Genomic DNA, 19307 nt, shown 5'->3' with positions numbered 1-19307 from the left:
GTCAGCCTTGATTGATGATCTCCTGTGCGACAAGCTGCCCCGATAGGGTAACCAGAGGCGTCCCTCCACCCGGGTTGGTCGTTCCTCCTACAAACCAGAGACAATCTAGTCCCTTCAACCGATTGGATGGACGAGCAAAGGTCTGTCTGGCTGAATTAGACGAAATGCCATAAATAGCGCCCCGGAATGCACTGGTATCTCGCTCCAGGTCCTCCGGCGTATACCAGCGCAGCACCTCCGCCTCCTGGATGCCATCCAAGCCCAGCGAGTCCAGCCGCGTTAGTATGGAGGCCTGATATGCCTTGCCATCCTGCTCCCAGCTCCATTCGGGAGAGGTGTACGGAGCATTCAGCAGCAGAAACAGGTTACTGCCTCCTTCCGGGGCCATCCCGGCCTCCGTATAGCCAGAATAGCAAATATATGCTGTAGGCTCTTGAGGCGGCTTCCTCTGGTCAAAAATATGCTCAAACTCTGCTGCATACCGCTCTGGAAAAAACACATTATGATGCAGCAGATGATCATATTTGCGCCTCACGCCAATGAGCGCCGTAAGACCGGAAATGGAGGGCTCATAGGAAGCAATCCGCGCATTCCGCATTCCTGGACGCTTTAGTTCTGGAATTAAATCCCGGCACGCACTGAGCACGTCTCCATTCATCACAACAACATCCGCCCTGTATGTCTTCTCTTCCGTTTCCACTCCTGTAACACGTTTACCCTCGATAATCAGCTGCTGAACCCTGACGCCCGTCTCGATATCAACGCCGAGCTCTTCGGCAACCTTGCGAAAGGCCTGTGGAATGCTGTAGGTTCCGCCCTTGACTCCATAAACCCCCATGCCTTCCAGATGGGCCATCATGCCAAAGATCGCTGGCGCCCGATATGGAGATGCCCCGACATAGGTCGCATATCTTCCGAACATCATTAACGTATTGGGATGACGGAAGTAACGGGCAAGAAGCTTTTGCAGGGAGGTGAGCGGCCGGATTCTAAGGAAGGCTGAGACCAGGGAAGGCGACAGCTTCGATGAGGTATCCAGCATAAGCGTATTTAGAAAATGCCGATCCGCCTGATGATAAAGAGCCGCAGATTCAGACAGAAATCCTCTCAGCCGGGAAGCGTCTTCCGGGCTGTACTTGGCGATCTGCTGCTCCAGGCTCGCAATGTCTGAGGTCATATCTACAGTCAATCCGTCTGCAAAAAAATTACGGGTGTGCGGATCCAGCGGAATGAGCTGAAGGTAGTCCTCCATCTTTCGTCCGCTGTCCGCAAACACCCGTTCAAAGGCTTGTGGCATCGTTATTGTACTGGGACCACGGTCAAAATAATATCCGTTATCCTGCACACGCTGCAGCTTTCCGCCAACCTGGTCCTGCTGCTCCAGAACCGTAACCTGGTAGCCGGAAGACGCAAGCTTGATTGCGCAGGAGAGTCCTCCTAGTCCAGCGCCTACAATAATGGCTGTTCTTTTCATGAATAATAACGTCCCTTCCATTGGTAGCCCCGGCTGGTGTAAGCGGTTCGGCATGAGTCCAGTGCCAGAAGTATAACCAGCAGCATACTGATCGGCTGGAAAATAGACAGCCAGGCCGGCTGGCCTTGATTCACATCCGCTGCCATTTTGACTGTAATCCCAGTCAGTACGCAGCAGGCGGACCATATCATAAGCTCTGATGATCCCAAGTCTGTACCTGCAAGAATGAGACTGTAAGCCAGCATCAAGACAGGAAATACATACAGAATAAAATAGAACAAGCTCATGGCTGTCAGTAAGGGAATGCTTCTGCCCAGTCCTTCAAAAATATTTTTGCGGTAGCCGCTCCAGACCTCGGCACTGGTATGATACATTCTCATGGTCACATGTCGATGAATATCCGCAAGCTGAACCGGCTCCTTGCCTCGCTTGAAGCTGCGGACGAGGGCCATATCGTCGACCAGCTCATTTCGGATTCCGAGATGACCGCCGACCCGCTGATAGCTGTCCCGCTCCACCAAGATAAAGGCGCCATGTGCAGCAGCAAGCAGCGGATGCGAGGTTCGCTTGATCCAGCGTATGGGCAAATGGCATAAAATTGTAAAGGTCATCAGCGGTACAATCAGTTTTTCCATCCAGGTTCCAACGACCTGAAACGGAAATCCTGTAATCATTCCTCTTCCCTGTCGCTCTGCGACCTGCATAGCCCATGTCAGGGCACCTGGCTTCAGACGGGCATCGGCATCCATAAACAGCCACCATTCCCCTGCCGCTGCTTCCGATAGCTGATGGCAGGCATGAACTTTTCCACTCCAGCCGTCTGGCATTTCTTTGCCCTCAAGAAGTTTAACGCGCGAATCCATGCCGCTTATTCTTCGAACAGCCTCTGCTGTACCATCCTCCGAGCGGTCATCCAGCACGAGCACTTCCAGATGGGGATAATCGCTTGCCAGTACAGATCGCAAGGCATCATCTATGTTGCGTTCCTCATTACGGGCAGGAATCAGAACAGAGATGAGAGCAGCGGGCGCAGCACTGGCATCCCGGCGGCTGACGCTGCTTAAGCCGGAAGTGAACCAGCCCCAGCCGTTCCACAAGACGTACAAAAATTGCAGCATCAGTATAATTAAGAGGATTTGAAGAAACGTTTCCACCACTGTGTCCTCCTCTGGAAGTCCTCAAACAAAGCATCCGTGGAGGAGCTTTTTTTTAGAATCGGGTTAAAGCCGCTTTGGGGACCACATTGATCCTCGACCACCAAAGCCTTATGACGGTCCAGCTGTTGCTCCAGCCGCGCCGCCAGCCAAGCTGAGGACTCTCTGCGCCTTGTAGAAGACCAATCCTCTTCAATCGGGGTGCCTGCCCACATCGTTGCCACCGGCTTCTGTACATAGGTCATCGAGAACACCGTCGTTACCGGAATCACAATGGGAGAGGGTGAGCGTGAGAGCAAATAACCGATGCCCGGCTGAAAATGCAGCGGCCGGACATCATTGTGATAAATGTCGCCCTGTGGAAAGATCCAGACGCTCTTCCCCTGCTCCATCAGCTCAGAGGCATAGTGAAGGGATCTCAGAATCCCTTTCATCGATTGCTTATGTATCGAGAATGCGCCCAGCTTCTGAAAAAAACGGAATTTGCTAAGCTGCCGCTCATCCATCATGATGAAATGATCACCAGCTGAGCGCTCCTTGACCGCATGATACATCAGCAATCCGTCCCACCAGGAGCTGTGATTCATGGCATAAAGGGCCGGCCGGCGGAGATCCGGTGGATCCAGCTCTCCCCGAAGCAAAATTTGATCAAAATGCCGGGGAAGCAAGTAGTGCTTATTATAAGCGTGAAAAAGAGCATTAAACCATTTGCTTTTTCGGGCTTGAAGCATACCGGTGCACCCCCTCCGCGGCTGCGATCCCCAAGACAGAGATCAGAGCTGGAACGACCAGGCCCTCCTTCAGAGACAAGAGACCGAACATCGCCAGCATCCCTTGATATAAGAAAACGGTAGAACGGGACGGACGGCTGTCACGGCCCTCATGATAGAGTGGAAATAAAAAGGACAGCAGGAATGCAGCCCCGAACCAGCTGATGAAATTCTGCAGTGGAATTCCGGCATAAAAGCCAGTTCCGCTCCACAGCCAGAACTCATTGGCGAAGGCAGCAGGATCCAGTACCAAATCTAGCAGCATGGCCCAGAAGCCGGTTTGCAGCGCCCGGGTCAGCAGGGTCTTGCCTGTAGACATCAGCACCGACATGACCATGACTCCAATCCAGGCAAAGCCGATCGCAATCGGGACAGCCTCTCCAAAAATGCTCAGCGTGTCCGTGTACTCATAGGTTCCAAACGGATATCCTGTTTCGGTTCCAAACCATTCCAGAATATAAGTGGACACCGCTACGATGCCAGCTCGAGCCCAGATCGAGAGCGAAGCATGTCTTTGCAAATTTTTGGAGCGAAGCTCCTGACGTTCTAGTGTCAACGCGTACATGGCGAAGAAAACAAGAAAAAGTCCGTTGGAGAAATGAAGGAGATCTGGTACCTCATAGGTCAGCATGAGGATCAGTCCAATGGTGTACCAGCCCCAGAACAAATAACCCATTTTCATGAGACTGCACTGCTTTCGGCTTTATGGTTGCTCATATTATATCTCCTCATTATGGAAAGCAGCATGGACGCCTTCTGAACGCCGCTCACATAGGCGCGCTTTCTGAATACCTGATACTCATTGCTTTTTACAGCGTCGAGAATACTGCCGTAGAAAAGCGCTGCCAGCTCCACGCTGAATGCGCTGGATGTCGGATACGTATCCAAATCCCGCAGGCCAAGCGCGAACCATTCCTTCGCCTTCTGCTCCAGCTTGAGAATCAGCTGCTTAAGTCCTTCATTAACGTCCTCAGCCTGAAAACATTCCTCACTGTATCCGCACTCCTGCATCCAATCCAGCGGAACATAGCGGCGTCCACGTCTTTTGTCCTCTCCGATATCCCGCACGATGTTCACAATCTGCATGGCCTTGCCGAGATATACTCCCGATTCCACGACCTTCTCATCGGGTGACTCATGCAGCACGGGCAGCAGCATTTCACCGACGGTACCCGCCACAAGATAACAATAATGCTCCAGCTCTTCCATCGTGTTGTATTCCGTTTGAACAAGATCCCGGCGCTGCCCTTCCATCTGCTTGTAAAAGGGAGCCTTCTGTAAATTCGGAAACTGCTGAAACAGCCAGCGAAGCGCCGGCCAGATAAAATGCCCCTCAGCCGTGGCCAGCTCATTTAGATGATGCTCCAGCTCATCAATGCTGTATAACGAGCGTTCAGGCTCATCGACCGAATCGTCAATCATACGGCAAAACGCATAAATGACATAAACCGCTTCTTTTCGTGGTGAAGGCAAGTATCCAAAAGCTTTGTAAAAGGTAGAGGAGCCTTCACGAATCATTTCTTCACATTGGACTAAACAGTTTGTGGCATGCATTCGATTCTCTCCTTTGTCAGATGATCGGCAAGGAGTTTAGCCCCCTGCATTACGATGGGAATGCCGCCCCCAGGGTGTATTGAAGCTCCAACACTGTATAAGCCGTTCAGCTCCGGAAAGGGTACAATCTGCGGCCGGAAGACAGCAGACTGCTTCAGGCTCGGTGCGATTCCGAAGCTTCCTCCCCGGTACAAGCCGTCGTTCACAGCGTCATCCGGAGTGCGAATATCCATCCAAAGCACCGATTCCCGCAATCCATCAAAGCCACGTTCCTCCGCTTCAGCCATTATTTTGTCTGCGAGCTTATATTTAAGCTCGTTCCAGTTCACCTCTCCCGCTGGCGGCACTGGCACCAGAATATACATCACACTCTGGTCCTTCGGTGCGGCACTAGCATCCAAGGCAGTCGGATAAAACGTGTAGAAGGAAGGCTCGTCAGGAACCTTCTGCTCCGTAAACAATTGCTTGAGACCCTGGTTTAAAGAGGATGGCAGAAAGAACTGGTGGATATTGGCATGCTCATAGCGTTTATTTAAGCCAAGATAAATCAAAAAGCATCCGGATGACGGCTCGTATTCCTTATTGCGTATTTTATCAGATATTTCAACAGAATGGGTGACAGATTTCGAGTTTTGTCCCGCCGGCAGCAGATTCACAAGATGCGGGAAATCTCCGTTAAAAACGACGGACTCATGCCTATATACCGCTCCCTCTGCCGAAACAAAGCCGGTGCAGCTCCCGCCCTCGATCAGCAGCTGTTCCGCTTTACACCCGGTTACGAACCTGACACCACGGCTCTCCAATATGAACTGCAGCCGGTCCACAAGGCCTGCGTAGCCTCCTTTAAGGTACCATACACCGAATGCATGCTCTGCGTAGGGAATGAGCGTATACAGCGCAGGGGCGCTGAAGGGCGCTCCTCCAATGTACAGCGTCTGAAGCGAGAAGGCGTCCTGCAGACGTTCATCCCGAAAATAATCCGCCGCCAGCCGGCGTACACTTTTGTAAGCCTTCATCTTCATCAGCAGCTTCATATTACTCCAGGTGTAAAACTGTCCCTTGCGGAAGAAGGGTTGTTTCAGGAACGAATGAACGCCTTGCTCAAACGCCTGCTCCATATCAGACATATATCTCAGAAACCCGTTCTTCTCCCCCGGGAACACCCGGTCCAGCTCCTGAAGCTGAAGATCCAGCTGCCGGTATTTCTTGAACACGGTGCCGTCCGCATAATGAATCGCATACAGCGGATCACATTCCATCAATGGCAGCTCCGCTGGATCCATACCGCCCTCTTCTAAAATGTCCAGCAGCATGTTGGGCAGCAGTACAATCGTCGGTCCTTGATCAATCTGGAAATGTCCATCCTCATCTCTCTGGTAAGCGAGCCTTCCGCCCAGTCGCTCTGCCTTCTCATACACGGTAACATCTACGCCGCGTTGGGACAGCAGCAGCGCTGCCGTTAAACCGCCGATGCCTGATCCAATAATGCCTACTTCCATACCGGCACCTCCTGTGCTGAATATCTTGGTGCCATCTTGACGCCTTCCCTAACATCCTGCTCCATCAATAGCTTGACACTAATCCGCGCCGATTCCCAAATGGTTGGCAGACCACTGCCTGGATGCGTGCCGCCGCCAACAAGCCAGCAGTGCTCCAGCTCTTCAAATCGGTTGTGGGGACGGCGGTGCATCATTTGATCCAGGGAATGAGCCAGGTTAAACGTGGCTCCCCGATACACATGATATTGCTCCTGCCAATCCAAAGGCGTAATCATCTTCTCGGCCCGTATGCGGGAGGACAGCCCGGCAAGCTCCGGCTCCTGCTCCAGCCTGGATAGGACAGAGCTGCGAATTTCCTGTTGAATATCTTCCCAGTTGCTGACTCCTGCCAGATTAGGAACGGGCATCAGCACATACAGTGCAGATTGTCCGGCCGGGGCCAGTGTGGGATCAAGAGCGCTCGGATTATGCACATAAATGGATGGATCTGCGGACAGTACGCCCTGGCGGGTGATTTCATCAACATTCTTCGGATAATCCTCGGAGAACACGACCGTATGATGGGGGAGATCAACAGCACCGTCAATGCCCAGGTACAGCATAAAGGTCGAACAGGAGTATTTTCGCGACGAAATGTACTCCGGTGTGTATTTCTTCAGTTGTCCATCTTCAAACAACTTGCTTGCCGCGGTCGCAAAATCGGCATTGATGACCACATGATCAGCTTCAATCTTCTCTCCATTCTCCAGCAATACACCGTTGGCTCGGCCATGCTGAGACAATACTTTCTTCACGCCTGTCGAAGTATTGACCGTACCGCCATATTCCTGAACAACGGCAGCCATGGCATCACAGACGGCATTGACGCCCCCGATCGGGTGAAACAGACCATACTCGTGCTCCAGATAAGACAATATGGAAAAGGTGCCCGGGCACTCCCATGGAGACATTCCGAGATACTTCGCTTGAAACGTAAATGCGTATTTTAGACGTTCATCGTTATAATATTTCGACAGCCGTCCGTACACCGTGTCGAAAGCGTTCAGTTTGGGTAATGCTTTTACAACATCTGTCCGTATGTAATCCGTAATTCTGGATATCGGACGCTTCAACAGCGGTGCAATGGCATCAAACTTGAGCTTCTCTTCTTTCATGAAACGCACATAGCCTTCGCCGTTACCTGGGAACAGCTCCTCAATCCGCTCTTTCATGACTTCTCTATTACGGGTAGCGTCCATCCGGGTCTCCCCAAACCGGAGCTGATATAAAGGATCGAGCTCCACTAAATCAACATATTGGTGCAATGAGCGTCCGACAGATTCGAACAGCTCCTCCAGCAGCTGCGGCATCATCAGGAACGTCGCTCCCCGATCAAATGCATAGCCTTCAAACTCCAGTCGGGATGTTCTGCCGCCGATGTACGGCTGCTTCTCATACACGGTCACATCATAGCCCTCTCCGGCCAGAAGCATAGCAGATGCGAGTCCACCAGGACCTGCGCCGATCACGATCGCTTTTCGATTTGAAGTCAAGATCATCCCTCCATATAAATAAAACCCAACATAAGATATAATATAATTAACCCATCGGTAAATTTACAAACATTATACTTTATTTGTATAAGGTTTGCAAATGGTAAGGTTTGCGTAATGTTGGCCTTGCGACCGATTGTTTTCTTTATTATTGTGAATTTTTCATTACCTGTAATAATTATATGTATGACGAATATAATCAATCTACCCATTGAATTCCCTTTTGGGAACAGGTAAGCTATTTTTAGCGTTGCCAGAAAATAATGGAACTGGAGGGATTATGATGAGCAAAATCGGGATTTGGGAAGATGCGGAGCCTGGCGTGAAACGTTGCATTTTAAACGCTGAAGGAAGCTTGATGATGATGGAGGTTCATTTTAAGGAAGGTGCTCAAGGGTATGAGCATAGTCATCCCCATGAGCAGATGAGCTACTGCCTTAGGGGCAGCTTTGACTTTGTCATAGAGGGACAAGTTCATCGCTTGTCTGCGGGACAATCCATTGCCATTCCAAGTCATGCCAAGCATGGCGTTACAGCTTTGGAAGAGGATTCTGCACTATTGGATGCGTTTACACCGATCCGGGAAGACCTCCTGCGTTCCTAACAAAATTAAAATGCCGCGGCACCAGGATGTAAGACTCCTGATGCCAGCGGCATGGGTATGATAGCTTCAATATCACCTGCCAGCTTGGAACGCCTCAGTGTCACTCCAAGCATCGTCACCGTGTGATGTGAACTTGAGACAAGCCGCTACAAGCGGCATGATCCGCACCGAAACGGTGCCCTGACCATTCTTCTCTGGCTGTAACGCACCAATACTCAAACAAATGATAGAGCGTGAATTTCGCGCCTTATCTAAGTAGCCCACCGTTTGGACGATGGATTCGACTTCTTCGGGTGGAAGAATCGTGTTTTCAAAAATCAATGTAACTTTTATATTTTAAAATTGTTATAAATATTGGGAAACAGCAACCCACAATGCAGAAAATTTTTCAGTACTTAGGGGGCGCTCATGTATGGAGAAGAAAGTGGCTCTTTCTGTGATTCTATCTTTAGCTTTAGCAACAACAGCGATGACAGCTTTGGCTTCTTCAAGCACCCATCAAGAATCATCTGACCAGCCTGTGGAGGCGAGTGATACTAAGGAAGATGGGGGCATCACTCCTTTTATTGTTGATAAGACTTGGAATGCTAAGGCAATTGGAGGTGCAAATGTACCTCAATACTTTAGCGTAAATGCGGGATACGGCCATCTTAAACTGTTTATGAAGAACTACAGTAGTAATTCAGTGACTGTCAATTTAACGCACCTAGATAGTAATTTGGTATATTTCACCACAACTATTCCTGCAGGCGGTTCTCTGGATTGGAAGGATTTTGATGAAGGATACCCGCAAGGCATGCGCGGCGGGAACTATGTACTTCAATGGATTGGTGGCTCATATAACGTTAATGGAGAAACGTTTGGCAAACTAGCTTCCAGCACGAGCGATTTTTAAAAAACTTTTGAAAATTTTGCTGTTTCCCACTAAGGAGGTCCCGGTTAAACATGGGGCCTTATACTCTTTCTGTTCCGAAGTCATCCGATATCGAGTTCAATGTCAGCAAAGCGACCGTAAGAAGTTCCATTGTTGATTACGGTGACAAAAGTTACATTATTCATCACTAATTCCTGATGTCAGCGATTCATGCCTGCTGTTACAAAAACAGCCGGCGAATTCCAATAAATCGTAACCTCATTACCCGCGTAGCTGGCCTCATGATCGATAAAGCAAGCTGCGGCAGGCTGACCGGAAACTTGCTCTTTTAAGCATTCGTCATTCAAATGTCTGTTCGGGCCACCGGATACGAGCCCCGGAACCGGCTCTATTACTGCATCTGCAGCAGAAGGACGATGATGCGGATAAAGAATCGGCCGATCACCAAATCCGGTGACATAGCAAACATCCAGCACATTACGACCCAGCAGATAGTGCAAGTGGGAATCGGCCAGTTCAATATAGCGCAAATCAGGCTCAAGCTCGCAGGCAAGCAGCACGAACATTGCTCTATTCAGCAGCACCATATTGCTGCCCCATATATAATCCTGTTCCTCCATAGCAATCTGATAGCCGTTATGGCTCGCCACCTTAAGCAGCCTATCTGCCTCAGCTAGCACCTGCTGTTTCAGAAGAGCGTATACTTGAGGATCGCTTCCGCCTTCCCCGTTCAGTAAATAGCTGAAGGTGCCATATCCACCCATATCCGCCCAGCCCAGCTCCGTCTTGGAGAATTCCTCTTCCGCCAGCTTCCGCAGCTGCTTATGATACATTTCATCACCTGTTGTTCGATAAAGCTCGGCTGCGGCCCAGAAACGTTCATCAACATCCTGATCGTCGCCGTACTCACCGGTTGTAATCCCTTCGGGATTGGTAAACCCCGGAGCTTGCGGATGGTTGTCCAGCCACCGATAGCTGTTCAAGCTGGAGCGAAGACATTCTATAGCAAAGGTAGCATCATAAGGCTGATATAGCCGGGCAGCCAGAGCCATAACAGCAGTGTGACACGCTGTAGCTGTGGCGCTGATCGGTGAGAATACCAGCTCTCCTTCATCCTCTTCCGGCATCACATGCAGATCGGGAAAGCTGCGAGTGGTCAGTTTATGATAGGAGCCGCCACTTTCTTGATTCTGCATCTTGAACAGCCACTCCAGCTCTACTTTGCATTCATGAAGCACATCCGGCATGATTCTGTCACTTTCCGGAAGAGGCAGAGCAGCTGTAAAGGCTGCCGGATACAGCTCAAAGGCAAGCAGCAGATCCGCGACCGCCTTAGCCCCGGGAACGACGTATTTGCCATAATCTCCGGCATCATGCCATCCTCCATTCCCATCCAGCTTCTGCGACGCTTGATCATAGATCACCCCTGGCTCGGTGTGACATGCTGCATGTCCCCAAGGTCCGGCGAATTCCTCTTCCAGCTCCGTGCCACAGCGAAAATAATAGAACGCTTTTAATAAGCCCTGCTGGAGCTCTTCATACGGCTTCTCCTCAATAATAAAAGAAGCGGAACGCTCCATCCCCGATGCGACGGCATAATATCGGCCAGGCGTCTGCAGCTCCGTGAAATCTCCTTGAAACACTACACTCCCACTGTCATCGTCCTGCACCGGTCCTTCTGCTTCACCGGAATAGACAAGCTCCTCCGTCATTTCGTTATAAATGTGAAACGTCGGCTCCGTGCCGGTAAGCAACAAGCCTTTTACATGATGCGCGGCATATCCAATCTGGTTCACGAGAATCCCTCTACTTTTTACCTTGGACATGATGCCCCCTCCTTCATCTTCTTTACAGCCATTGCGGAAGCTCGGCAAGATGGGAAATCACGCCAAGCGGGAGCACGCCCTTGGATTTTAGCTGAACAGGATCGCTGCGGTAGGCCACAAAAGGAATACCAGCTGCCTGCGAAGCTTTTCCATCAATCCAGCTGTCTCCAACCGAGAGCCAGTCGGAAGGCTTCAGGTGATGATATTGGTTCAGCACATACTGAAATCCACCGGGTGCAGGCTTTAAGGCCTCCATATATTCCCTTCCCACAACATATTCAAATTCTACCTGGATCTCATAATTTTTCAAAGCCTTTATCGCCGCCTGTGTTGCATTATTTGTAACGACGACCAGGTGATATTTCCCTTTCAAGGACTGCAGGAGCTCCTTCGCCCCCGGCTCCAATTCAGCCTGCAGCATTCCCTCGGTCTCATAACGCTCCGCAATGCCCCATAGCGCCGCTAACCGCTCTTCCGTCATCAAGCCGGATGCTTTGGCTTCCTCAATCAGTGTAGAGGTTGTATGCTCTGATAACAGGCATTCCGGGGATAACAGCCCCTGCTCCACACAGAATTGGTAGGTGTGAGACTTCATGGACTCAAAATCAATCCGGGATTGCAATAAGGTATTGTCCATATCAAATATAATGCCTTGGCCATGCATCACTTTTTTTCATCCTCTCTCCTAATATGTTACCCTGGGTTCAACTCTGTATCCTTTATAAACCTAACAAAGCATTGCAAAGGTGGTGACTCCTATAACTGAAGGTCTTGTTTCTTTACTATCCATTGTACTATGGATTGCTAGTAATCATTATCGTTTCTCTGTTTCAACATCTATAATTACGAGCGTTTTTTGACCGAAAAAAAAAGCAGGGAATAGCTCCCCGCTTCTTAAGTCTGTTTTTATTGACCCGTTGTTGCAAACTGCTGAATCCGGCTGCCGATCTGATCGCGCACACGCTGGAATACCGCCCATTTCTCTTCTTCATTCCCCTGTGCCTTGGCAGGATCATCAAAGCCCCAGTGCTCGCGGCGGACATGCGGAGGCGTCATGGGGCACTTATCCGCAGCATCCCCGCATAAGGTAACAACGAAGTCGGCACGGTTAAGGAGATCCATATCAATAATATCTGAGGTTTGATTCGAGATGTCGATTCCGACTTCAGCCATAGCTTTGACTGCGTTGGGATTCAGGCCATGAGCCTCAATGCCTGCGCTGTACACATTCCATTCCTCTCCGAGATGCTTTTTCGCCCAGCCTTCTGCCATCTGACTTCTGCAGGAATTACCTGTGCATAAAAAATAAAGTGTTTTCTTATCCATTTTACTCTCTCCTTCACATGTCTTATTTCATTGAAGTATAGCTAGCCATATATATAATCCCAAAAGGGTAATGCACAAGGTCGGAATGGTCAATATAATCCCCGTCTTGAAGTACGTGCCCCAACTGATTTTGACTCCTTTGCTGGAGAGCACATGCAGCCAGAGCAGCGTTGCGAGCGAGCCAATCGGCGTGATCTTCGGACCCAAATCCGAGCCAATAACGTTAGCATAAATTAAGGCTTCCTTGATTGCCGCGGTGGTGTTCGTGGCCTCGATCGCCAGTGCGTCAATCATAACGGTAGGCATGTTATTCATAATGGAAGATAGAATCGCTGCAATGAAGCCCATGCCGAACGTTGCCGCGAGCAATCCCTGATCTGCAATGCCTTGAATCTGCTGCGCCAGCACATCCGTCAAACCGACATTGCGCAGGCCGTATACGACCACATACATACCGATGGAGAAAAACACGATCGCCCATGGTGCTCCTTTGATCACTTCTTTGGTTTGTACAACCGGACTTTTTGAAGCCATCAGCAGGAAGAAGATCGCGATAAAGCCCGCTACAATGGATACCGGAATCCCTATAAATTCACATACAAAATATCCGGCCAGGAGCACGCTCAATACGATCCAGGATAACCGGAACATTGCCGGGTCCTGTATAGCAGACGCTGGTGATTTCAGCTGTGTGCCGTCAAAGGTACGCGGAATACTTTTGCGGAAGAACAAATATAGCACGAGAATACTGGCTCCAAGCGCAAACAGATTCGGCACAAACATTCGGCCGGCATATTCGATGAACGTTATCCCGAAAAAGTCAGCAGACACAATGTTGACCAGGTTGCTGACTACCAGCGGCAAGGAGGTGGTATCGGCGATAAATCCACTCGCGATAATAAATGGAAATACATTCTTTTCATCCAGGTTCAATGCCCGCACCATCGCCAGGACAATCGGGGTCAGGATCAGAGCAGCACCATCATTGGCGAAAAAGGCGGCTACCACCGCGCCAAGCAATGTTACATATACGAACATCCGGATGCCTCTGCCGTCGGCCGCTCTCGCCATATGGAGCGCTGCCCATTCAAAGAATCCGATTTTATCCAGGATCAAGGAAATAATAATGATCGCGATAAAAGCCAATGTCGCATTCCAGACAATTTGAGTGACGGCCCAAACATCGTGAAAATCAACCACACCGACCAAAAGCGCCAGCACCGCACCACCACAGGCGGACCAGCCGATCGACAGATTTTTAGGCTGCCAAATAATAAGGACTAGCGTAATGATAAAGATGAGACTTGCCAGAACAACAGATAACACAATGCTTTCCCCCTAGTTTGTAATCCCCGTACCTCCAACATTAATTTGTACCTGTTTACCCTCACGTATGCGGTCTCCTAAATTACCATATCATAATATACTTATACGTAGGGCGTTCAGAACCCTGGACGAAGGAAGCATACACTGAGCACTATTCTTAGCCTTCAGCGCCTCCAGTTTCCGGATGGTCCTGCTGTCTTGCATGGTTGTATTAGCATTGAGAGCTGGGTTCTTTCTTGCCGAGAGATGACATAACCGCTTCATAATCCGGCATTTGATCGAGCACAGCTTTCAGATACGGCTTATCTTCCACATTGAGGGAATAGTGTACCCATTGGCCGCGACGTGCCTCACTGACAATGCCCTGAGACTTCAGCTTGCGGAGATGCTGGCTGATGCCGGGCTGGGAGACGTCCAGTAAATCCACCAAATCGCACACACACCACTCCTTCTCCTTCAGGAGAATAAGCATTGTCAGACGTGTTTTGTCTCCGAGCAGCTTGATTCGGTCAGCCATTTGTTCGATGGACTCCATGTCTCATCCCCCCTCTTTTGCAGGGAGCTAGAACCGCTAGCTCCACAAGACTTATAAGCGTATGATTATATACTACAAGATGAACGGGATGAAAATCAACAATAAGATTAACCGAAGCGACCTTCGATGTATCTTTCGGTTCTTTCGTCTTCCGGATTTCGGAACAGCTTCTCCGTCTGATCATACTCCACCAATTCTCCGTTGAGAAAAAATCCGCACTGATCAGAAACACGTGCAGCCTGATGCAGGTTGTGCGTCACCATGACGATCGTATACGTATGACGCAGTGTCTTAACCAGCTCTTCGATCTTGAGCGTCGATAACGGATCGAGAGCAGCGGTGGATTCATCCATAAGCAGGATATCAGGATTGACAGCCAGAGCACGGGCAATGCATAGCCGTTGCTGCTGTCCACCTGAAAGCTGAAGCGCCGGCTTTTTCAACAGATCCTTAACTTCATCCCACAGCACCGCCGATTTAAGGCTGCTCTCGACAATCTGATCCAATTCCGCTTTCTTCGTAATGCCATGCAGCCGAGGACCGTAAGCAATATTATCGTAAATGGACTTGGGGAACGGATTGGGCTGTTGAAACACCATACCGACCCGTTTGCGCAGCATTTCCACACTAATCTGATCATCATAAATCTCATGACCCATAATGCGAATACTGCCTGTAATATTTACATCCGCAATGGAATCGTTCATCCGGTTAATGGTTCGCAGCAGCGTCGATTTACCGCAGCCCGAAGGTCCGATAAACGCTGTGATTGACTGCTTGGGAACATCCATAGTGACGCTTTTGACCGCGGGCTGCTGCCCGTAGGAAACAATCAAATCTTTCATCTCGATGGCACTCATAGTATGAATCTCCTTATCTTACAGGTTTTTCTGGAATCTATTTCTCAGCACAACCGCCAGCATGTTCAGGCTCAGCAGCATAATTAGCAAAATGATGATACCGCTCGCAGCCAGATCATGGAACTCGGTTTGCGGCTTAGAAATCCAGTTATAAATCTGAATCGGAAGCACTGTAAATTGATCCAGCAAGCTGTTCGGCAAAAAGGCAACATAGGTTAACGCACCGATCATGACGAGCGGAGCCGTCTCTCCGATTGCGCGTGAAATAGCCAAAATAATACCGGTCAAAATACCAGGAAACGCAGATGGCAGCACAGACCGCTGTACGGTTTGCCACTTCGTTGCTCCTAATGCCAATGAAGCATCTCTGCGGGAAGAAGGAACTGCCTTAATGGCCTCCTGCGCCGATACAATAATAACTGGAAGCACAAGCAGGGTCATTGTCAGTGCGCCGGAAAGCAAACTCCGCTCCAGATTCATCCCTCTGACAAAAATGGCAAGACCCAGAATACCGTAAACAATGGATGGGACGCCAGCAAGTGTGCTGATATTCAGCTGAATGAGCCGTGTCAGCTTATTTTTCTTCGCATACTCTTCCATGAAGATGGCGGCTCCTACCCCAATCAGGAAGGATATCGGCGCCATGATACAAACCATATAGAACGTTCCGATGAGTGCCGACTTCAATCCGGAGCCGGATGCTCGGCGAGAAGGATAATTCGTGAGCAGCTCGGGACGAAGCGTAGCCAGTCCGTCTATTAAAATATCAATAATCAAGACCATCAATGCTAATATTCCGATCGAGGTGGCTCCGAGAAACAGGATCTTGGTCCATTGATCTCTTTTCTTTCTTCCGCGTACCTGCTGATGTGCTTTAGAAGGCTGTCCGCCCGGTTGCAATGCCATGCCGGCCATGTTAGTAAACCTCCCTAAATCGTTTAGATACTGCTGCAGCAACAATATTCAGCAGAAGTGTAATAACAAACAAGGTAAGACCGACTGCAAAAATCGAGCCGTATGCCAGTGAGCCATGCGGTGTATCTCCCAGGCTGACCTGTACAATGTAAGCGGTCATCGTCTGGATACTCTCCAAGGGACTTGCAGTCAGCTGAGGTGTCGCCCCCGCTGCAACTGTAACGATCATCGTTTCACCGATTGCCCGTGAGAAAGCCAGAACAAAGGAGGAGATAATCCCGGACAGCGCGGCCGGCAATACAACCTGAATCGCTACCTCGAATCGGGTCGCTCCCAAAGCATAGGCTCCGTGTCTCAAGCTTTTCGGTACAGCCTTCATGGCGTCCTCGCTCAAGGAGGAAACCATCGGAATAATCATAATACCGACCGCGATCCCGGCACTAAGTGCATTAAACAGGCTCGTACCCGGCAGCAAGGTTTGAAGCACCGGTGTAATAAAGCTTAAAGCGAAATAACCGTATACAATCGTCGGCACTCCAGCCAGAACCTCCAGAACCGGCTTGACGATCTTGGCAACCTTCGGGGAAGCATATTCACTCAAATAAATCGCAGTTGCCAAACCTACTGGCAGAGCAATACAGCAGGCTATCAACGTTACCAGCAGCGTACCGAACAACAGCGGAATGACTCCGAAGCTGACAGGCTGGATCAACGGCGCCCAAGTGGTGCCCGACAGAAATTTGAATACATTGACTTCTTTAAAAAAGGCAACAGATTCTGTCACAAGCGTGTAGACGATACCGATTGTGGTAAAAATAGATACGAGTGCACATAAAAATAATAAAACAGGCATAGCATACTCAATAGATCTAGGCTTGTTCGAGCGAAATGGATGCTCTCCTGACAATTCCTTATTCATCATAGCTCTCCTCTTCAAAAAAACTAAAGCGTGTGTGACAGCTCTCTTGTCGCCAAGAGAGATCACACACGTTTTAAGTTACCGATTTACTTTAACTTCGCAAGGTTCTCCTGGTACATTTCTTCAGGCAGTCGAATGTATCCTACTTCTTCGGACAATTCTGCAGCGTTGTTCAAGTAGTATTCGATGAATGCTTTCAGCTCTGGCTTCTCCAGCATTTCCTTGTTTACATAAACGAACAACGGTCTGGAGAGCGGTGCATATGAGCCATCATTAATCGTTTCGTGTGTAGGTTCGATTGGACCACTGCCGCCGTCGATTGGAACAACCTTCAGCTTGTCCTTATTTTCTTCGTAGTAAGCGAATCCGAAGTAGCCCAGTGCATACTTTTCACCAGCGATGCCTTGTACCAGGGTGTTATCGTCTTCACTGAATGTCACCTGTGCGTCGTTACGGCTTTGCTGTGCTTCCTCGTTAATCGTTTCTGTGAAATAGTCGAAGGTTCCGGAGTCAGCACCTGGAGAAAAGATTTTGATCTCTTCAGCAGGCCACTCGCTGCGAACGTCGCTCCACTTGGTTACTTTGCTGCCTGGCTTGAAGATGCTGTGCAGTTCTTCGACAGTCAGGTGATCTACCCAGTCGTTCTGCGGGTTCACGAGTACGGACAAGCCGTCATATGCCACTTCCAGCTCTACGTATTCAACGCCTTGAGCTTTAGCAGTTTCAGCCTCTTCATCCTTGATTGGACGGGAAGCATTGTTCATTGCTGTTTCACCGTTGGCAAAGCGCTTAAATCCGCCGCCAGTTCCGGATACACCTACAGTTACACGTACGTCGCCGTTCTCTTTACCAAATTCCTCTGCAACAGCTTCAGTGATCGGATATACGGTACTGGAACCGTCAATTTCAATGGTACCAGACAGTTTTGCAGGTTCTTCAACTTTAGTTGTTTCGGTATTGGCAGTACCCGTGCTCTCTGTGTTCGTGTTAGTACCTCCAGTACTCTCTGTACTTTCTGTCCCCTCTGAACATGCAGTCAGCGACACCGCCGCAGCCAGCAGCATTACCATGTAAAACCGTTTCCCCTTCTTCACGATCCCCATCACTCCTAAATATATTTAATTGCTATCTACATGTCCCATTATCGAACGTTTATGTTAGCGACAATCCATACTTTTGTTAACGTTATGTAAATTGTGAATTTAATGTTGAAGGGGCTCGAAAGCGAACAGCATTTGTCTAGCGCATAACAGCAAAAACACACTGTACCGAGAACAGTGTGTTTTTGCTGCTATGCGGACATGCATACATCCCACTATAGATGCAGTTTTACTCAGACCAACTCAGACAAGGAGCAGCGTCAACGTCAGCAGGTCAAAAAGCGCTAACGGCAAAATTACATTCGAAGGGTAATAGGGCGGCCGGGGTCTAGGCGGATAGTAGCCTCCCGGATACGGATAATACCCGCGGGATTGAACCGGCTCCATACTAATGTAAATAAACGTTTTGTCATAACCGACCAGTGTCCCCTCCAGCACCTCTTGATCCACCGTTTCAATACGAACCTTACGGTTTACAGCATTCTGCAGCGCATGATGAACCTTGGACTTGTGCTGCTTCATTTGCTGCGCCATGTGCTGGTCACACTGATACAGCAGTTGATGGCCGGTATGTGTAGACATGAACATCACTCCTTCAAGTTTCCTATGTGGGCATTGTATGCGATTGGCCTCAATAGGGTGAATGCCTATGTGATTAAGGTTTCGTTTTTGTTTATGGAGGGTAATGATTCATCTGCCTAACCATCTGTCATTTATACAACGGGAGGGATATTTATGGCTGACATGATCGCCGAAGAGGGTCGCTTTGCGATCCATGATCAAGATATGACTCAAGCAGAGGTAACCTACTCTTCTCAGGGAGAAGGAACAATCAGCATTGATCATACTTATGTAGACCCGAAATTTCGGGGACAAGGTCTCGCAGGAAAGCTCATACAGGAGGTCATTCAGCATGCCCGGAAGAATCATCTGAAGATTATTCCTGCCTGTGCTTATGCGCAGCATCATTTTGAAACTCATCCGCAGGACCAGGACGTGCTTCACTCCTGACACAAAAAAAGCTGTCTCTCGCCTCTGA

At 49.5% G+C, this 19307-nt stretch carries 20 protein-coding genes; 3 read left to right on the top strand and 17 right to left on the bottom strand.

Features of this window, described 5'->3' with window-relative positions:
* Position 1: 1 nt before the first annotated feature.
* The 7 genes from E6C60_RS09630 to E6C60_RS09600 are packed head-to-tail and all read right to left on the bottom strand — an operon-like array spanning position 2 to position 7983.
* A complete protein-coding gene (locus E6C60_RS09630) occupies positions 2-1474 on the bottom strand; it encodes a phytoene desaturase family protein (protein WP_138225656.1) in 1473 nt (490 codons plus the stop codon).
* Complete coding sequence (locus E6C60_RS09625) at positions 1471-2628, bottom strand: glycosyltransferase (RefSeq protein ID WP_138225655.1); 1158 nt, start codon at positions 2626-2628, stop codon at positions 1471-1473. Before E6C60_RS09625 ends, E6C60_RS09630 begins: the two co-directional genes overlap by 4 nt.
* Positions 2601-3359, bottom strand: coding sequence for a lysophospholipid acyltransferase family protein (locus E6C60_RS09620; protein ID WP_138225654.1), 759 nt, complete (start codon positions 3357-3359; stop codon positions 2601-2603). The genes E6C60_RS09625 and E6C60_RS09620 overlap by 28 nt, the downstream gene beginning before the upstream one ends.
* Positions 3328-4080, bottom strand: coding sequence for a carotenoid biosynthesis protein (locus tag E6C60_RS09615; protein ID WP_233281189.1), 753 nt, complete (start codon positions 4078-4080; stop codon positions 3328-3330). The genes E6C60_RS09620 and E6C60_RS09615 overlap by 32 nt, the downstream gene beginning before the upstream one ends.
* On the bottom strand, positions 4077-4952 hold the full coding sequence (locus E6C60_RS09610; protein WP_138225653.1) for a phytoene/squalene synthase family protein: 876 nt from the start codon (positions 4950-4952) through the stop codon (positions 4077-4079). The genes E6C60_RS09615 and E6C60_RS09610 overlap by 4 nt, the downstream gene beginning before the upstream one ends.
* Complete coding sequence (locus E6C60_RS09605; RefSeq protein WP_138225652.1) at positions 4931-6451, bottom strand: phytoene desaturase family protein; 1521 nt, start codon at positions 6449-6451, stop codon at positions 4931-4933. Before E6C60_RS09605 ends, E6C60_RS09610 begins: the two co-directional genes overlap by 22 nt.
* Complete coding sequence (locus tag E6C60_RS09600) at positions 6442-7983, bottom strand: phytoene desaturase family protein (protein WP_407669142.1); 1542 nt, start codon at positions 7981-7983, stop codon at positions 6442-6444. Before E6C60_RS09600 ends, E6C60_RS09605 begins: the two co-directional genes overlap by 10 nt.
* A 283-nt stretch (positions 7984-8266) precedes the next feature.
* Between E6C60_RS09600 and E6C60_RS09595 the strand changes: the two genes are divergently transcribed.
* Together E6C60_RS09595 and E6C60_RS09590 are read left to right on the top strand one after the other, a co-directional pair.
* The gene (locus E6C60_RS09595) at positions 8267-8587 is read left to right on the top strand and encodes a cupin domain-containing protein (protein WP_138227721.1); all 321 of its coding nucleotides are present in this window, start codon (positions 8267-8269) and stop codon (positions 8585-8587) included.
* Between the two features lie 412 nt (positions 8588-8999).
* The gene (locus tag E6C60_RS09590; protein WP_138225650.1) at positions 9000-9482 is read left to right on the top strand and encodes a pilus assembly protein; all 483 of its coding nucleotides are present in this window, start codon (positions 9000-9002) and stop codon (positions 9480-9482) included.
* Positions 9483-9661: 179 nt separating this feature from the next.
* On the opposite strand, the gene E6C60_RS09585 is transcribed toward E6C60_RS09590, so the two are convergent.
* The 10 genes from E6C60_RS09585 to E6C60_RS09540 form a co-directional block, all read right to left on the bottom strand.
* A complete protein-coding gene (locus E6C60_RS09585; RefSeq protein WP_138225649.1) occupies positions 9662-11287 on the bottom strand; it encodes a glycoside hydrolase family 9 protein in 1626 nt (541 codons plus the stop codon).
* Positions 11288-11309: 22 nt separating this feature from the next.
* Positions 11310-11951 (bottom strand): HAD family hydrolase, encoded by a 642-nt coding sequence (locus E6C60_RS09580; protein ID WP_138227720.1) that lies wholly within the window; start codon positions 11949-11951, stop codon positions 11310-11312.
* 242 nt (positions 11952-12193) lie between these two features.
* Positions 12194-12613: an arsenate reductase (thioredoxin) gene (gene arsC / locus E6C60_RS09575; RefSeq protein WP_138225648.1), complete on the bottom strand. Its 420-nt coding sequence runs from the start codon at positions 12611-12613 to the stop codon at positions 12194-12196.
* A gap of 27 nt (positions 12614-12640) precedes the next feature.
* Positions 12641-13939 (bottom strand): arsenic transporter, encoded by a 1299-nt coding sequence (locus E6C60_RS09570; RefSeq protein WP_138225647.1) that lies wholly within the window; start codon positions 13937-13939, stop codon positions 12641-12643.
* Positions 13940-14150: 211 nt separating this feature from the next.
* Positions 14151-14474 (bottom strand): ArsR/SmtB family transcription factor, encoded by a 324-nt coding sequence (locus E6C60_RS09565; RefSeq protein WP_138225646.1) that lies wholly within the window; start codon positions 14472-14474, stop codon positions 14151-14153.
* A gap of 107 nt (positions 14475-14581) precedes the next feature.
* Positions 14582-15334: a phosphate ABC transporter ATP-binding protein PstB gene (gene pstB, locus E6C60_RS09560; RefSeq protein WP_138225645.1), complete on the bottom strand. Its 753-nt coding sequence runs from the start codon at positions 15332-15334 to the stop codon at positions 14582-14584.
* A gap of 18 nt (positions 15335-15352) precedes the next feature.
* Entirely contained in the window at positions 15353-16240 is an 888-nt protein-coding gene (gene pstA, locus E6C60_RS09555) for a phosphate ABC transporter permease PstA (RefSeq protein WP_138227719.1), read from the bottom strand.
* Positions 16241-16250: 10 nt separating this feature from the next.
* A complete protein-coding gene (gene pstC, locus E6C60_RS09550) occupies positions 16251-17168 on the bottom strand; it encodes a phosphate ABC transporter permease subunit PstC (protein WP_397330940.1) in 918 nt (305 codons plus the stop codon).
* A gap of 86 nt (positions 17169-17254) precedes the next feature.
* Positions 17255-18271 carry a PstS family phosphate ABC transporter substrate-binding protein gene (locus E6C60_RS09545; RefSeq protein WP_407669141.1) on the bottom strand — a complete coding sequence of 339 codons (1017 nt, stop codon included), beginning with the start codon at positions 18269-18271 and terminating at the stop codon, positions 17255-17257.
* A gap of 240 nt (positions 18272-18511) precedes the next feature.
* Positions 18512-18850 (bottom strand): LSm family protein, encoded by a 339-nt coding sequence (locus E6C60_RS09540; RefSeq protein WP_138225643.1) that lies wholly within the window; start codon positions 18848-18850, stop codon positions 18512-18514.
* Positions 18851-19003: 153 nt separating this feature from the next.
* Between E6C60_RS09540 and E6C60_RS09535 the strand changes: the two genes are divergently transcribed.
* Positions 19004-19279 carry a GNAT family N-acetyltransferase gene (locus tag E6C60_RS09535; RefSeq protein WP_233281187.1) on the top strand — a complete coding sequence of 92 codons (276 nt, stop codon included), beginning with the start codon at positions 19004-19006 and terminating at the stop codon, positions 19277-19279.
* Positions 19280-19307: the final 28 nt, after the last annotated feature.

It is taken from the genome of Paenibacillus algicola (assembly GCF_005577435.1).
In the GTDB taxonomy this organism is placed as follows: Bacteria; Bacillota; Bacilli; order Paenibacillales; family Paenibacillaceae; genus Paenibacillus_AQ; species Paenibacillus_AQ algicola.
This window is presented reverse-complemented; position numbering and strand designations above follow the sequence as displayed.

Bases quoted from the DNA above. Each gene is read 5' to 3' on its own strand.
- E6C60_RS09620 (WP_138225654.1), bottom strand. From the start codon at position 3,359: ATGCTTCAAGCCCGAAAAAGCAAATGGTTTAATGCTCTTTTTCACGCT.
- E6C60_RS09580 (WP_138227720.1), bottom strand. From the start codon at position 11,951: ATGCATGGCCAAGGCATTATATTTGATATGGACAATACCTTATTGCAA.
- E6C60_RS09565 (WP_138225646.1), bottom strand. From the start codon at position 14,474: ATGGAGTCCATCGAACAAATGGCTGACCGAATCAAGCTGCTCGGAGAC.
- pstC (WP_397330940.1), bottom strand. From the start codon at position 17,168: ATGAATAAGGAATTGTCAGGAGAGCATCCATTTCGCTCGAACAAGCCT.
- E6C60_RS09630 (WP_138225656.1), bottom strand. From the start codon at position 1,474: ATGAAAAGAACAGCCATTATTGTAGGCGCTGGACTAGGAGGACTCTCC.
- E6C60_RS09535 (WP_233281187.1), top strand. From the start codon at position 19,004: ATGGCTGACATGATCGCCGAAGAGGGTCGCTTTGCGATCCATGATCAA.
- E6C60_RS09610 (WP_138225653.1), bottom strand. From the start codon at position 4,952: ATGCATGCCACAAACTGTTTAGTCCAATGTGAAGAAATGATTCGTGAA.
- E6C60_RS09590 (WP_138225650.1), top strand. From the start codon at position 9,000: ATGGAGAAGAAAGTGGCTCTTTCTGTGATTCTATCTTTAGCTTTAGCA.
- E6C60_RS09615 (WP_233281189.1), bottom strand. From the start codon at position 4,080: ATGAAAATGGGTTATTTGTTCTGGGGCTGGTACACCATTGGACTGATC.
- E6C60_RS09595 (WP_138227721.1), top strand. From the start codon at position 8,267: ATGAGCAAAATCGGGATTTGGGAAGATGCGGAGCCTGGCGTGAAACGT.
- arsC (WP_138225648.1), bottom strand. From the start codon at position 12,613: ATGGATAAGAAAACACTTTATTTTTTATGCACAGGTAATTCCTGCAGA.
- pstA (WP_138227719.1), bottom strand. From the start codon at position 16,240: ATGGCATTGCAACCGGGCGGACAGCCTTCTAAAGCACATCAGCAGGTA.
- E6C60_RS09585 (WP_138225649.1), bottom strand. From the start codon at position 11,287: ATGTCCAAGGTAAAAAGTAGAGGGATTCTCGTGAACCAGATTGGATAT.
- pstB (WP_138225645.1), bottom strand. From the start codon at position 15,334: ATGAGTGCCATCGAGATGAAAGATTTGATTGTTTCCTACGGGCAGCAG.
- E6C60_RS09545 (WP_407669141.1), bottom strand. From the start codon at position 18,271: ATGGGGATCGTGAAGAAGGGGAAACGGTTTTACATGGTAATGCTGCTG.
- E6C60_RS09540 (WP_138225643.1), bottom strand. From the start codon at position 18,850: ATGTCTACACATACCGGCCATCAACTGCTGTATCAGTGTGACCAGCAC.
- E6C60_RS09605 (WP_138225652.1), bottom strand. From the start codon at position 6,451: ATGGAAGTAGGCATTATTGGATCAGGCATCGGCGGTTTAACGGCAGCG.